This is a genomic window from Nonomuraea sp. B5E05, assembly GCF_039880665.1.
Taxonomy (GTDB): Bacteria; Actinomycetota; Actinomycetes; order Streptosporangiales; family Streptosporangiaceae; genus Nonomuraea.
Genome location: NZ_JBDPMJ010000062.1, coordinates 1 through 12,327, shown reverse-complemented (window position 1 = coordinate 12,327; position 12,327 = coordinate 1). Strand labels below are relative to the sequence as shown.

Annotated in this window: 14 protein-coding genes and 1 pseudogene; 9 read left to right on the top strand and 6 right to left on the bottom strand. The window is 71.0% G+C overall.

From position 1 onward, the window contains the following. Positions 1-234, top strand: a 234-nt coding sequence (locus ABGB01_RS45375) for a zinc ribbon domain-containing protein (protein ID WP_347780505.1), incomplete at its 5' end; no start/stop codon positions are given. 147 nt (positions 235-381) lie between these two features. Here the strand turns inward: ABGB01_RS45375 and ABGB01_RS45370 are convergent. After that, positions 382-1,200, bottom strand: coding sequence for a PIG-L family deacetylase (locus tag ABGB01_RS45370; protein ID WP_347780504.1), 819 nt, complete (start codon positions 1,198-1,200; stop codon positions 382-384). Between the two features lie 23 nt (positions 1,201-1,223). Between ABGB01_RS45370 and ABGB01_RS45365 the strand changes: the two genes are divergently transcribed. Then, positions 1,224-2,390: a glycosyltransferase family 4 protein gene (locus ABGB01_RS45365; protein ID WP_347780503.1), complete on the top strand. Its 1,167-nt coding sequence runs from the start codon at positions 1,224-1,226 to the stop codon at positions 2,388-2,390. Here the strand turns inward: ABGB01_RS45365 and ABGB01_RS45360 are convergent. The 3 genes from ABGB01_RS45360 to ABGB01_RS45350 form a co-directional block, all read right to left on the bottom strand. Next, on the bottom strand, positions 2,366-3,838 hold the full coding sequence (locus tag ABGB01_RS45360) for a DUF2079 domain-containing protein (RefSeq protein ID WP_347780501.1): 1,473 nt from the start codon (positions 3,836-3,838) through the stop codon (positions 2,366-2,368). The two genes, ABGB01_RS45365 and ABGB01_RS45360, sit on opposite strands and share 25 nt — an antisense overlap. A gap of 92 nt (positions 3,839-3,930) precedes the next feature. Continuing rightward, entirely contained in the window at positions 3,931-4,305 is a 375-nt protein-coding gene (locus ABGB01_RS45355; protein ID WP_347780499.1) for a hypothetical protein, read from the bottom strand. An 87-nt stretch (positions 4,306-4,392) separates the two neighbouring features. Continuing rightward, positions 4,393-4,956, bottom strand: a complete 564-nt coding sequence (locus ABGB01_RS45350; protein WP_347780498.1) for a TetR-like C-terminal domain-containing protein — start codon at positions 4,954-4,956, stop codon at positions 4,393-4,395. 51 nt (positions 4,957-5,007) lie between these two features. Here ABGB01_RS45350 and ABGB01_RS45345 point away from each other — a divergent pair, with 51 nt between their 5' ends. Then, the gene (locus ABGB01_RS45345; RefSeq protein WP_347780497.1) at positions 5,008-6,138 is read left to right on the top strand and encodes an NAD(P)/FAD-dependent oxidoreductase; all 1,131 of its coding nucleotides are present in this window, start codon (positions 5,008-5,010) and stop codon (positions 6,136-6,138) included. An 81-nt stretch (positions 6,139-6,219) separates the two neighbouring features. After that, positions 6,220-7,314 (top strand): aromatic ring-hydroxylating dioxygenase subunit alpha, encoded by a 1,095-nt coding sequence (locus tag ABGB01_RS45340; protein WP_347780496.1) that lies wholly within the window; start codon positions 6,220-6,222, stop codon positions 7,312-7,314. Here the strand turns inward: ABGB01_RS45340 and ABGB01_RS45335 are convergent. Beyond that, positions 7,284-7,838 (bottom strand): DUF1707 domain-containing protein, encoded by a 555-nt coding sequence (locus ABGB01_RS45335; protein WP_347780495.1) that lies wholly within the window; start codon positions 7,836-7,838, stop codon positions 7,284-7,286. The two genes, ABGB01_RS45340 and ABGB01_RS45335, sit on opposite strands and share 31 nt — an antisense overlap. Positions 7,839-8,018: 180 nt before the next feature. On the opposite strand from ABGB01_RS45335, the gene ABGB01_RS45330 reads away from it, so the two are divergent. The 5 genes from ABGB01_RS45330 to metG all read left to right on the top strand — a co-directional run bounded on the left by ABGB01_RS45330 (position 8,019) and on the right by metG (position 12,209). Continuing rightward, complete coding sequence (locus ABGB01_RS45330; protein ID WP_347780493.1) at positions 8,019-8,948, top strand: anti-sigma factor RsbA family regulatory protein; 930 nt, start codon at positions 8,019-8,021, stop codon at positions 8,946-8,948. A 232-nt stretch (positions 8,949-9,180) separates the two neighbouring features. Then, positions 9,181-9,804: a DUF998 domain-containing protein gene (locus tag ABGB01_RS45325; RefSeq protein WP_347780491.1), complete on the top strand. Its 624-nt coding sequence runs from the start codon at positions 9,181-9,183 to the stop codon at positions 9,802-9,804. 66 nt (positions 9,805-9,870) lie between these two features. Continuing rightward, a complete protein-coding gene (locus tag ABGB01_RS45320) occupies positions 9,871-10,329 on the top strand; it encodes a universal stress protein (protein ID WP_347780489.1) in 459 nt (152 codons plus the stop codon). Positions 10,330-10,345: 16 nt separating this feature from the next. Beyond that, entirely contained in the window at positions 10,346-10,594 is a 249-nt protein-coding gene (locus tag ABGB01_RS45315; RefSeq protein ID WP_347780487.1) for a hypothetical protein, read from the top strand. Positions 10,595-10,730: 136 nt separating this feature from the next. Further along, positions 10,731-12,209: a methionine--tRNA ligase gene (metG, locus tag ABGB01_RS45310; protein WP_347780486.1), complete on the top strand. Its 1,479-nt coding sequence runs from the start codon at positions 10,731-10,733 to the stop codon at positions 12,207-12,209. Between the two features lie 21 nt (positions 12,210-12,230). Here metG and ABGB01_RS45305 read toward each other — a convergent pair. Continuing rightward, positions 12,231-12,327 (bottom strand): annotated as a pseudogene (locus ABGB01_RS45305) (IS982 family transposase); the annotation flags it as partial.

Below are 12,327 nucleotides of genomic sequence, written 5' to 3'. Positions count from 1 at the left end.
GCCTCCTGGCGCCAGATGCGCTCCATGCTGGAGTACAAGGCCGCCTGGTACGGGCGCACGCTCGTGGCCGTGGACCGCTGGTTCCCCTCCAGCAAGCTGTGCTCGGCGTGCGGAGCCTTGCAGGACACGATGCCGTTGCACGCCCGCGCATGGCAGTGCGCCTGCGGCGCGGCCCATGACCGGGACGTGAACGCGGCCCAGAACGTGCTCGCCGCCGGGCTGGCGGAGAGCTGAAACGCCTGCGGAGCTGGTGTAAGACCTCAACGAGAGTCCTCTCGGACGGGCAACCGGCGATGAAGCAGGAACCCTCACGGGCGACCGTGGGAATCCCCCTCCCTTCAGGAGGGGGAGGATGTCAACGGGATCCAGTCTGACCGGGGCTTAGGTCGGCCACCGGTCGAACGGATGAGTGAGGCGGGCGCCGGAAGGGAGGTCACGGCGAACGTACCACTCCGTGCCGAAGACCAGGCGGTAGAGAGGGCGGGGGACCTTCAGCATGACGGCGAGGGTGCGGTCGCTGTCACCGCCGCTGGCCTGCGAGGCGTGCGCGGCCATGGACGCCCGCTTCTGTTTCGCATATTTACGGACATTGACGCGGTGGGTGATCGTCTCGCTCGCCGAGTACGCACTTTCGAACGTCCGCACGTCGAACTCCGGCGGGAACCGGTAGAAGCGGCTCGCCAGCCGCAGCAGCCTGACGAGCGGATCGCGGTTGACCGTCGCCTCCAGGACGATCGGCGTGCCCGCGATCTTCGACGCCCGCTTGCCCACCCGGTGCACCTGCACGTGGTCGGGGTGGCCGTAGCCGCCCGCCGGGTCGTAGATCGCCAGCAGCTCGGCCTCCTCCTCCTGCAGGATCGCGGCCAGCGCCTTGGCCGCCTCCTCGGTGTCGGCGTCGATGAAGGCGTTGTCGGGTCGCTCGTCCGCGCTGCCGCCCTGGGGGCTCAGCCCCGAGTCGCCGTAACCCAGGCATTCCACACGGGCGCAGCCGAGCAGCGCGGCCGACGCGTAGAGCTCCTTGAGCCTGGTCTCGCCGAGCGCCTCTCCCGGCTCCATCTCGGCCAGGCCGCGCTCGCCCGCCGTGGCCACCACGAGCACCACGCGGTGCCCCTCGGCCGCGAGCATCGCCATGGTGCCCGCCGTCAGCAGGGCCTCGTCATCGGGGTGGGCATGAAAGAACACAGCGGTACGTGGAGGCACACGCCCAGATTAGTCTGGGAGGGGTGCGGATCTTTCACGTGAGCGACTGTTACCTGCCGCGACTTGGGGGGATCGAGGTCCAGGTCGCCGATCTCGTGCGGATGCAGCGGGAGGCCGGCCACGACGTCACCGTCGCCACGGCGACCAGGGGCGAGCCGCTGCCCGGCGTGCACAGGATCGTCGCCAGGATGCCGTTCGACCTTCCCGTGCACCCGTTCGGAGTGGGGCATCTCACGCGGCGGCTCGCCTCGGTCCGGCCCGACGTGGTCCACGTGCACGCCGGGGCGGTCTCGCCGTTCGCCTGGATGGGCGCGCGGGCCGCGGTGCGTGCCGGGGTGCCGTGCGTGGTGACCGTGCACAGCATGTGGGATCCGGTCACGCGGGGCCTCTACCGGCTGCTGCGGCTCGCGTTCGGCTGGCAGCGGTGGCGGCTGGTGGCGACCACGGTCAGCAACGCCGCCGCGGCCCCCATCCGCGAGGTGGCGGGGCCCGGGGTGCCGGTGCGCGTGGTCCCCAACGGGCTCGACCTGTCGGGCTGGGCGCCGCCGCCAGGCCGGCCCGCCGCGCGCGACGAGGTGCATGTCGTCGCGGTCGGCCGGCTGGCTCCGCGCAAACATCCCGTACGCCTGCTGAAGCTGTTGCAGGCGGCCCGCGCGCGGGTCCCCTCCGAGATCCCCATGCGGGCCACGATCGTCGGCGACGGGCCCGCACGAGGCCGGATGGCACGCTTTCTCGCCGAACACGGCATGACCGGCTGGGTCTCGCTGCCCGGGCGGCACACCCGGGAGCAGATCGCCAAGGTTCTGGAGTCGGCCGACGTCTTCGTGGCTCCGGCGCCGCGCGAGTCGTTCGGCATCGCGGCGCTCGAGGCGCGGGCGGCGGGGCTGCCCGTGGTGGCCAGGGCGCAGAGCGGGGTCGCCGACTTCGTCAAGGACGGCACGGAGGGGCTGCTCGGGCGCACGCCGGGCGACCTGGCACGCGCGGTGGCGCGGTTGTGCGCCGACGAGAAGCTGCGTGAGTCCATCGCGGCGCACAACCGCGCCACGCCGCCCGCCGCGGGCTCGTGGCCGGCCGTGATCGAGGGCTTCGAACAGGCGTACGCGCAGGCGAGGTCCATGCGCCGCCCCCGTGAGCGGCCCGGTCAGCGGCCCGGTCAGCGGCCCGGTCAGCCGCGCCGCAGCACCACGTAGCCGTCGCGCTCGAACACCTTCACGTAACCCTGGGCCTCCAGCTCGCCGACCGCGGCGAGCTGCTGTTCGGGCGAGCCGAAGGGGAACTCCCAGCGCGAGGTGTCGGCCACCACCCACGGCGCGCCGTACGACGTGGCGCCCCACAGCAGGACGGTGGTCCTGGAGGTCAGCGCGGGACCGACGGAGTTGGCCGCCTCGACGGTGACCCCCGAGGGCACCTTGGCGACGGCCTCGGCCGCGGCGGCCGCCTTGGGCTCGGTGTAGAAGCCCGGATGGTAGAGCTGGTCGAGGGCGAACCGGGGCACCAGGGTGAGCGCGACCGCACAGGCGCCCGCCGCCCAGGCCAGCTTGAGCGAGCGGTCGCCGGAGCGTCTGACCAGCCGTAACAGCCGCGACAGGCCGTCGGCGCCCGCGCAGAGCAGGATCACCACGGTGAACGCGCTGTAGTGGAAGTCCGCCTGCCACCACTGGGGCCGGTCGCCCAGCATGCGGACGAGCACGTGCGGCAGCGCGACCAGCGACAGCGGGGAGAGCAGGCACAACAACAACGTCGGCCACACCATCAGGAGCAGGGTGTCGACCTTGGCCTCCTCGCTGAAGGCGAGCAGCACCGCGGAGAGGGGGTCACGCAGGATGCCGAGGAGGGCGCCGGGCAGGTCGTCCCCGAGATGCCCGTAGGCCCAGTAGTCCTTGGCGTCGCCGCCGAAGACCGAGATCGTCAGCCCGCGTACGAGCAGCACGGCGCCGAGGCCCATCAGCGCGCTGAGCACGCCGCGCCACCGGTCGCCGAGGGCGATCAGGCAGGCCCCCGCGCCGATCACCATGAGCCCCATGTCCTCCTTGACGAGGAGGAGGGCGGCCATCGCCAGGAACGCGGGCAGCATGCGCCCCGCGTGGTAACGCTCGATCATGATCGCGGTGAGCACGGGGACGAACATGGCCTCGTGCACGTCGAACGCGACCGCCTGCGCCACCGGCCACGACAGCGCGTACGCCACGCAGACCAGGTAGGCGGGCCAGGTGCCGAGGACGCGCCGGGTGAACAGCCAGACGAACGGGATCGCGGCGGCGAACAGCGCCGCCTGCGCGACGATCAGCGTCTCGGGGCCGTCGTGGATCCAGTAGAACGGCGCCAGCACCGCGTAGATGGGCGAGAAGTGGTCGGCGAGCTGGACGTAGTCCATGCCCCGGCCGCCGAACATGCCGCGCACCGGGATGTACGGAGGCCGCAGGCCCGCGTAGTTGCGCACCGCCTGGTCCACGATCACCAGGTCGAACGTGGTGGCCCTGAACGTGGCGAGTTTGACCAGGCCGAGAACGGCGTAGGCCACCCCGGCGACGAGCGCGACGGCGCCCACCCGCACGCGGTGGCCCGGCAGCCGGCTCTTCCATGACGGGACGCCGGCGCCGCCGGCCCCCACCGGCGTCTCAAGCGTCTGTCCCGTCACGGGGAGCAAGACTAGAACGGATCAGCCCGAACCCGGACACGGCCGCCGCCCCTTACCGCCCCCCACGGGCGGAGCGGCGACCGTGCGCCCGGCTAGGAGCAGGCGGCCGTGATCTTGCTCTGGAAGCCGCTCACCTTGCCGCTGAACTCGGAGACCGAGCTCAGGTCGCCGCCCTTCAGGGAGTCGAACCCGGCCGCGAGGTCGTTGAGCGCGGCGGCGACCTCACCGTCGTACTTGCCCGCGAGTTCCTTGGTCTTGTCGGCCGCGGTCTGCGACGCGGTGCCGATGGCGTCGGTGTCGGTGGCGTTCTTCGTGACCGCGGTGCTCCACTCACTGGCGATCTTGCTGGCCTCGCCGGCCGCGGTGTTGCAGTCTACGGCGTTGCCCAGGGCACCACAGGCGGTGGTGAGGACGGCAAGAGTAAGCGTCGCGGCCGCGACGGCCAGACGACGGCGTGGGGGAGTCATTTCCGTGCCCTTCGTAGGTTTGCGAACGAAGGGAACATTATGGAGCACGACTTGACCGTCACTTGCACCCCACTAACACCACGGGCGTCAGACGGGCGTAAAGCCGTGCAGCAGGACCTGCACGATCTGCTCCGGCTCGGGCAGGGGAAGATCCAGGAGCCCCCGGTAAGTGACGAAACCGACAAACATCTCTGTAAGCATCCAAAGGTCGGCGTTCGGCGGCAGCTCGCCGCGTTCGATCGCGCGCTCGTACACGGTCCACGAGCGCTCCATCCGGGTGCGCATCCCGGTACGGATGATCTCGGCGACCGCCGGGTCCCGGCCCGCCTCGCCGAAGACCTGCCTGGCCATGCGCGCGACGTCGGGCTGGTGCCAGAGGGCGAGGGTGTCGGAGACCACCACGCGCAGGTCGCCTTCGAACGAGCCGGTGTCGGGGATGGCGACGTGCGCGTTCATGATGCCGGCGATGGTTTCGAGCACCATGTCGCGCTTGGTGGCGTACCGGCGGAACACGCTGGCCCGGCCCACGCCCGCCGCCGCCGCGACGTCGTCCATGGTGAAGTCGAGGCCGCGGGAGAGCACCAGCCCGGCCGCGGCCTGCCTGATGCGGTGATCGACCGTGGGATCGGGCTTGCGTCCACGCGCAGACATAATGATACTCCAAGTATCTGATATCAACGGTCTCACAAATCAGGGGTTGCTATGAGGGTAATCGTGGTCGGAGCGGGCGTCGCGGGGCTCGCCGTGGCGCACGGACTGCTCAACGCCGGTCACGAGGTCGAGATCTACGAGGAGGCCCCCGAGCTGCGTACGGCCGGCGGCTCGGTCTCGCTCTGGCCGGCCGCCACGGCCATCCTCCGCGAGCTCAAGGTCGACTACTCCGGGACCGGGCGGCGCCTGGAGACCATGGAGTCCTGGGCCGTCGACGGGCGCAGGCTGTTCACCGTCGACCTGACCGAGGCCGAACGCCGCTACGGCCACCCGAGCGTGCACGTGGCCCGCCGCGACCTGGTCGAGCTGCTGGCCGACGGCATGCCGGTGACCTACGGGGTGGCCGCCGAGCACGTGGTGCCCGAGCGGGCCGAGGTGCGCCTGTCCGACGGCCGCACGGTCCGCGGCGACGTGCTCGTGGGGGCCGACGGGCGGCGCTCGGCGGTGCGCGAGGCCCTGTGGGGCGGCGACCGCGCGACGCTGAGCGGCTGGGTGACCTGGCAGGGGTTCACCACCAGGCCCACCACGCTCACCGAGCAGCGCAGGGCCGTGATGATCGCCGGTGCGCGGGAGTTGTGCGGGCTGATCCCGGCGGCCGAGGGCCGGCTGCTGTGGTGGTTCGACGTCAAGGCCGCGCCCGGCGGGCCCTTCTGGGACGGCGACCCCGACGTGGCCGGACGGCTGCGCGAGCGGTTCCGCGGATGGGCGGACCCGGTGCCGGACGTTCTGGAGACGATCACCGAGATCGACTTCTTCCCGCACCACAAGCAGCCGTTCACCGCGGCCTGGGGCAAGGGGCCGACCACGCTGGCCGGCGACTCCGCCCACACCATGCCGCCCACCATGGCCCAGGGCGCCAACCAGGCGCTGGAGGACGCCTGGCTGCTGAGTACGGCGATCGGCGGCCTGGGGTCCGGGTCCGGTCGCGACGAACTGGCCGGCGCGCTGCGCGCGTACGAGCGGGCGAGGTCGAAGGTCGTACGCCTGCCCGCCCGGCTGGCCGCCACGGAGATCACCGACAGGCAGGGCTCGTTCGCCGGATTGATTCCCGACCGGCTCGCGACCTGGCTGTATGTCAAGTGGTTGCGGAGAGTCAGCACCTACCTCTTGACAGCGTCGTGAGCGCGACCTGACGATGTCGCATATAGAGCAACTCGGTGCGTAATACGCAACAAGAGGTGACGGTTGACGACGACGTCAAGCTTGATCGCGACCCTTCAGGGGAGCTCCTACACGGACCCTGAGGTGTTCGCGCACGAGCAGGCAAGGATCTTCGAGAACCTCTGGTTCTGCGCCGTCAGGGCAGGGGATCTGCCCAAGCCGGGCGCGTTCAGGACGGTCCAGGTCGGCAGGGAGAACGTGATCGTGGTCCGCGGCCGGGACGACCGGCTGCGCGCCTTCCTCAACGTCTGCAGGCACCGCGGCGCCCGGCTGTGCGTGGAGGAGCAGGGCGAGGTACGCAGGACGATCAGGTGCGCCTACCACGCCTGGTCCTACGACCTCGACGGCCGGCTCGCCGCCGCGCCCAACCTGGTGAAGATGCCCGACATCGACCGCGTGGCGTACGGGCTGGTGCCCGTGCACCTGCGGGAATGGCTGGGGTACGCATGGGTGTGCCTGGCCGCCGAGCCGCCCTCGTTCGAGGAGACGGTGCTGAACGCCGCCACCGAACGGCTCGGCGACCCGGCCGCCATCGACCGCTACCACGTCGAGGATCTCGCGCTCGGCCGCAGGATCCGCTACGACGTGAAGGCCAACTGGAAGCTCATCGTCGAGAACTTCATGGAGTGCTACCACTGCGCCACCATCCATCCCGAGCTGACGGCCGTGCTGCCGGAGTTCGCCGGCGGCTACGCGGCCCAGTACTACGTGGGCCACGGCGCCGAGTTCGCCTCCAGGGCCGAGGGCTTCACCGTGGACGGCGGCCCCGGTTTCAGCCGGTTGCCCGAGTTGTCACAGGAACAGGATCGGCGCTACTACGCGATCACCGTCAGGCCGCAGGTGTTCGTCAACCTGGTGCCCGACCACGTGATCATGCACCGGATGTACCCGATGGCCGCCGACAGGACGGTCGTCGAGTGCGACTGGCTCTACCATCCCGACGTGATCGCCTCGGGGGCGGACCTGTCGACGTCCGTCGAGTTGTTCCACCGGGTCAACGAGCAGGACTTCGACGCCTGCGAGCGGACCCAGCCCGGCATGTCGTCAAGGGCGTACGTGGAGGGTGGGGTGCTCGTGCCGAGCGAGCACCACATCGCCCTCTTCCATCAGTGGGTGAACCAGCGCTTGCGGGGATAGCGCACGGTCAGCCCTCCGTACTTCGCCCTGCCGCTGATCACCACCTGGAGGGCGCCGGGGCGGGGCCGGCTCGGGACGTGGTTCGTCGAGGTGTTGCCCCAGTCGCTCTGGAAGGCGTCCACGTTCACCACCGCGCCCTCGGGCAGGATGATCTTGGCGGAGCCGTATGTGAGGTCGAGCTCGACGTCGACGACCGGGTGCGGGATGACGGCCTGGGAGAGGTCGAGCTCGGCGCTGCCGTACTTGGAGGACACCCGCAGCCGCCGGGGGACGGCCCAGTCGCCCGAACGCTTGAGATGGCCGTGCTTCGCCTCCAGCTCGACCACGTCGTTGACCTGGGGCTGGTCGACGGGGAGATCGTTGATCAGACTCAGCAGGTCGCCGTAGGTCTTCGCACTCAGGGCGATCTCGAGCCGGTCTTCGAGCTCCATCTGGGTGAGACGACCCTCGGTGAACGCGCGTTGAAGCTGCTGGGCGGTGCGTTCCCGATCTTCGTCGGAGACCCGCATCTGCATTTCCGACATGTCTTGAGCATAGGTTCGCAACGCTCAGAACGGGAGACGTCGGCCGGAAGGGGTGCGCAAATCGAGGGGCGGCGACGGGCGCACAGGCCGGGGGCGGTGGCTGACCTGTATTCTCTTCACATCTATTGGGTACCCAGCGGGTCGCAGTGAAGTCGCGATCCTTGGGTAGCGTGAAGGCTGATGTTGGCAGAACCGTTCTCGCATCCGGCTCTCCTCTACCGAGGCGAGCCGGAATACGTTGCTGCCACGACCGCCTTCGTCCGCCAGGGCCTGGCGGCCGGCGAGCCCGTCGCCGTCGCCGTCCCCGCCCGCAATCTCGCGCTCATCGAGGCCGCGCTGGGGCCGGAGGCCAAGGCGGTCCGCCTGCTCGACATGGGCGAGGCGGGGCGCAACCCCGGCCGCATCATCCCGGCCGTGCTGCGCGACTTCGCCGACGAGCACGCCGACGAGCACGTACGCATCATCGGCGAGCCCATCTGGCCGGGCCGCACCACGACGGAATATCCCGCGTGCGCCCAGCACGAGGCGCTGATCAACCTGTCGTTCGCGGGCCGGCACGTCACGATCCTGTGCCCCTACGACCTCGCAGCCCTGGCCCCGAAGGTGATCGAGGAGGCGGCGCGCACCCATCCCGTGCTGCGCGACGCCTCCGGCGAACGGCGCAGCCCCGCCTACGCGCCCCAGCTGGTGATCGACGCGCACAACCGGCCACTGGACGAGCCCCCGGAGTGCCCCTCGCTGCGGTTCGACAGCGGCAACCTGTCGGCGGCGCGGGCACTGGCCGCACGCGAGGCCGCCACGCTGGGCTTCGCCGGCGACCGGCTCGACGACGTGCGGCTGGTCGTGGCCGAGCTGGGCGCCAACAGCCTCGACCACGGCGGCGGCTCCGGCACGATCAGGGTGTGGTTCGCGGACGGGCGGCTGGTGTGCGAGGTCAGCGACGCCGGCCACATCACCGACCCGCTGGCCGGGCGCAGCCCGGTCGACCCGCGCCAGGCGGGCTCGCGCGGGCTGCTCATCGTCAACCTGCTCAGCGACCTCGTACGCGTGCACTCGACGCCGGAGGGCACCACGATCCGAGCCTATTTCGACGCCCCCCGGCGGCGCTGAACGGCGGCGTCAGAGCTCGACCTCCGCCATGCTGGGACAGCGCGTGCCGCGCACACCGGACTGCGGCCGGCTCCACCCACCCTGAGGGGGCAAGCCCTACCCAGGGTCACGTCCAGGCAGGTCACCGGGGTCGGCCAGGCTCTGCCGCGACCAAGGTATTAGGGGATCCTTCAGGGCCGGTTCGGGCCCATCTCCGATAGTCGCAAAGCCCGTGTTCCACGAGCTTGGAGGCATGAAGGGATTGCTCGCCACGGGATTCGCCGCCATCGGCGCCGGCAGCGGCGCCATGCTCACCTTGCACGCGGGATCCGACCTGGACCCGCTGCACAGCGTGATCAGCGAGTACGCGTGGCAGTCCGCCGGATGGCTGCTGCCCGCCTCGCTGACGTTGTTCGCGGCAGGCTCCGCGCTGATCGCCGAGGCACTGCGCCGGTCCGGGACGAACCGCTGGGTCGTCGCGCTGCTGCTGGTGTGGGGGGCGAGCATGTTCCTGGTCGGCGCCTTCCCCACGGACCGGCCGGGAGTGCCGCTCTCCCTGTCGGGAGGCATCCACCGCTACGCCGCCTTCGCCGCCTTCCTGGTGATGCCCGCGGCAGGACTGTTGCTCGCCCGGGCGAACGTGCGGTTCGCCAGGGTGGTGCGGGTCCTCAGCGGGGTGGCGCTGGGCGCGCTGCTGCTGGTCGTGATCCCGTACGTGGTCCGCATGCTCGGCATCCCGCTGACCAACGAGGACATCCCGGCCGGCCTGACCCAGCGGGTCGTGGTCATCACGGAGCTGGGTGTGCTGGCGCTGGCCGGCCTGTCGATGCTCAAGCCCTCGGCCCGGCGCTCCGAGGTCTCGCCGATCATGGCTTAGCCCCAGGAGTGAAAGCCGTCTCCCGGGAAAGGGGGGAGTTCCGCATTCACCTGAGGAGTGGCTGGAATGACGATTCTGATCGCGTACGACGGTTCCGACGACGCCAAGGCCGCGATCGCGTTCGCGGCCGAGATGTTCCGCGGCGCGGACGCGGTCGTGCTGACGGTGTGGGAGCGGCTGGCGGTGACCTCGGCCAGGGCCTCCGCCGGGCTGATGATGGCCATGGACCAGTCCGGCCTCGAGGACGAGGCGATCGCCAAGGCGATGCGCGAGCTGGCAGGGCGCGGTGCGGACATGGCGAGGGAGGGCGGGCTGAACGCCGTCCCCCGGTGCGACGTGGACAGCGTGGCCGTCTGGTCGACGATCGTGGACGTCGCCGGCGAGATCGACGCCGAGCTCATCGTGACCGGCACGCGCGGGCACGGCGGGGTGCGCTCGCTGCTGCTCGGCAGCACGTCGGACAGGGTGCTGCACCACGCGGGCAGGCCGGTGCTGGTGGTTCCCGCCCCGGAGCGGAAGGACTGAGCGTCCGTGCGGGCCCATGCACAACGCCGACCTCGGCACCCTCCTGCGCATCTGTGACGCGGTCGGAGCCTGCCTGGCCGTGCCGCGCCTGCCGTGGATGCCCGAGGCACTGGCCAAGGGCAACACCCTGCACCAGGGAGCCTGCGTGCACTGGGTGCGCCCGCTGGACCGGCCGGCCCGCAGGGAGGAATCGGCACGGGGGGCGAGTCTCAACGTGGCGGTGGCCGGGTCGCTCGTGCTGTACGAACTGGCCGGATTCTCCTGAGCCCGCCCTGTAGCATGGGGGTCATGACGACGTGCCTGGTGATGATGAGCCCCTAGGGGCTCTTCATCGGCGACGTCCTGTTGAGGCCCTGCGAGCGGGGCCTCTCGTCGTGTCCGGGGCCCCTTGGAGGCATCCGATGTACATCACGACGACCATCCCCTACGTCAACGCCCGCCCGCATCTCGGGCACGCCCTGGAGCTGGTCCAGGCCGACGTGCTGGCCCGGCACCACCGGCGGCGCGGCGAGCACGTGCGGTTCCAGACCGGCACCGACGACAACTCCTTGAAGAACGTGCTGGCCGCCGAGGCGGAGGGCGTGCCGGTGCGGGAGCTGGTGGACAGGAACGCCGCCGCGTTCGAGGCGCTGCGGGGGCCGCTGGACCTGTCCTTCGACGCGTTCGTCAGGACGAGCAGCCACCCCGGGCACCGCGCCGGCGTCGAGCGGATCTGGGAGGCCACCCGGCACGACCTCTACCAGCGGCACTACGAGGGGCTCTACTGCGTGGGCTGCGAGCAGTTCTACCCGGAAGGGCCCTGTCCCGACGGCCACGAGGCGCCGCTGCAGCTCGTCTCCGAGCAGAACTGGTTCTTCCGGCTCTCCCGCTATCAGGACACCCTGCTCGACCTCATCCGTGGCGGGCGGCTCAGGATCGAGCCGGCGGCCCGGCGCAACGAGGTGCTGGCGTTCGTCGAGGCAGGGCTGGACGACATCAGCGTCTCGCGGTCCGCCGCCCGCGCCCGAGGGTGGGGCATCCCGGTTCCCGGCGACCCCGGCCAGGTCGTCTACGTGTGGTGGGACGCGCTGGCCAACTACGTCACCGCGCTCGAAGGCGACGACTACGACCGCTGGTGGGTGGCCGAGCCGCGCAAGGTGCACCTCATGGGCAAGGGCGTGATCCGCTTCCACGCCGTCTACTGGCCCGCCATGTTGTTGTCCGCGGGAAAGCCGCTGCCCACGGGGATCTTCGTGCACGACTACCTCACGGCGGGCGGCCGCAAGATCAGCAAGTCGTCCGGTGGCGCCGCCGACCCGGTGGCGCTGGTGGACGCGTACGGGGTCGACGCCGTGCGGTGGTGGCTGCTGCGCGAGGTGCCGCGCGTGGGCGACGCCGACTTCACCGAGGGACGCCTGGTCGCCCGTGCCGACGAGGACCTCGCCAACGGGCTGGGCAACCTGGTCAACCGGGTCGTCACCATGGTGCACCGGTTCCTGGACGGCCGGGTCCCCGTGGAGACACGGGAAGAAGTGCCGTTCGACGTGGTTGACACGGTGCACGAGGCGCTGGAGGCCTTCGACTTCCGGCGAGCGGCGAGCGCCGTGCAGGCGCTGGTCGAGCAGGCCAACCGGTACGTCGAGCGGACCCGGCCGTGGGCGCGGTCGCGGGACGGTCAGGAGGTGGCCCTTGCCACGCTGGTGCACGCGTGCCGGACGCTGGCCGTACAGCTGGAGCCGTTCCTGCCCACGGCGGCGGCGCGCGTGGCCGCCGTGGTGACCGCCGCGGGTGACGGGCGGCTGCCCCGGCCGGAGCCGTTGTTCCGGCGGATGGCCGTGTCGACCCCCGGGCCCCGCGGCGCCCTGCGAGCCGGTGTTGACGGCGGCCGGTCGCCAGCCTAGACGAGTAATTCCGATCTCCGGTCAATGGTCGTAGGCGATCAGTGACCGGGTGATCGGGGCGTTGGTCGCGTTGTTGTGCCAGATCGCCGCCGCCAGCGCAAGAAGGCGCTGGGCGACG

What these genes read in the sequence shown, in the direction of transcription:
- ABGB01_RS45355 (WP_347780499.1), bottom strand. Translation starts at nt 4,305, where the DNA reads ATGACTCCCCCACGCCGTCGTCTGGCCGTCGCGGCCGCGACGCTTACT.
- ABGB01_RS45350 (WP_347780498.1), bottom strand. Translation starts at nt 4,956, where the DNA reads ATGTCTGCGCGTGGACGCAAGCCCGATCCCACGGTCGATCACCGCATC.
- ABGB01_RS45345 (WP_347780497.1), top strand. Translation starts at nt 5,008, where the DNA reads ATGAGGGTAATCGTGGTCGGAGCGGGCGTCGCGGGGCTCGCCGTGGCG.
- ABGB01_RS45335 (WP_347780495.1), bottom strand. Translation starts at nt 7,838, where the DNA reads ATGTCGGAAATGCAGATGCGGGTCTCCGACGAAGATCGGGAACGCACC.
- ABGB01_RS45330 (WP_347780493.1), top strand. Translation starts at nt 8,019, where the DNA reads ATGTTGGCAGAACCGTTCTCGCATCCGGCTCTCCTCTACCGAGGCGAG.
- ABGB01_RS45325 (WP_347780491.1), top strand. Translation starts at nt 9,181, where the DNA reads ATGAAGGGATTGCTCGCCACGGGATTCGCCGCCATCGGCGCCGGCAGC.
- ABGB01_RS45320 (WP_347780489.1), top strand. Translation starts at nt 9,871, where the DNA reads ATGACGATTCTGATCGCGTACGACGGTTCCGACGACGCCAAGGCCGCG.
- ABGB01_RS45315 (WP_347780487.1), top strand. Translation starts at nt 10,346, where the DNA reads ATGCACAACGCCGACCTCGGCACCCTCCTGCGCATCTGTGACGCGGTC.
- metG (WP_347780486.1), top strand. Translation starts at nt 10,731, where the DNA reads ATGTACATCACGACGACCATCCCCTACGTCAACGCCCGCCCGCATCTC.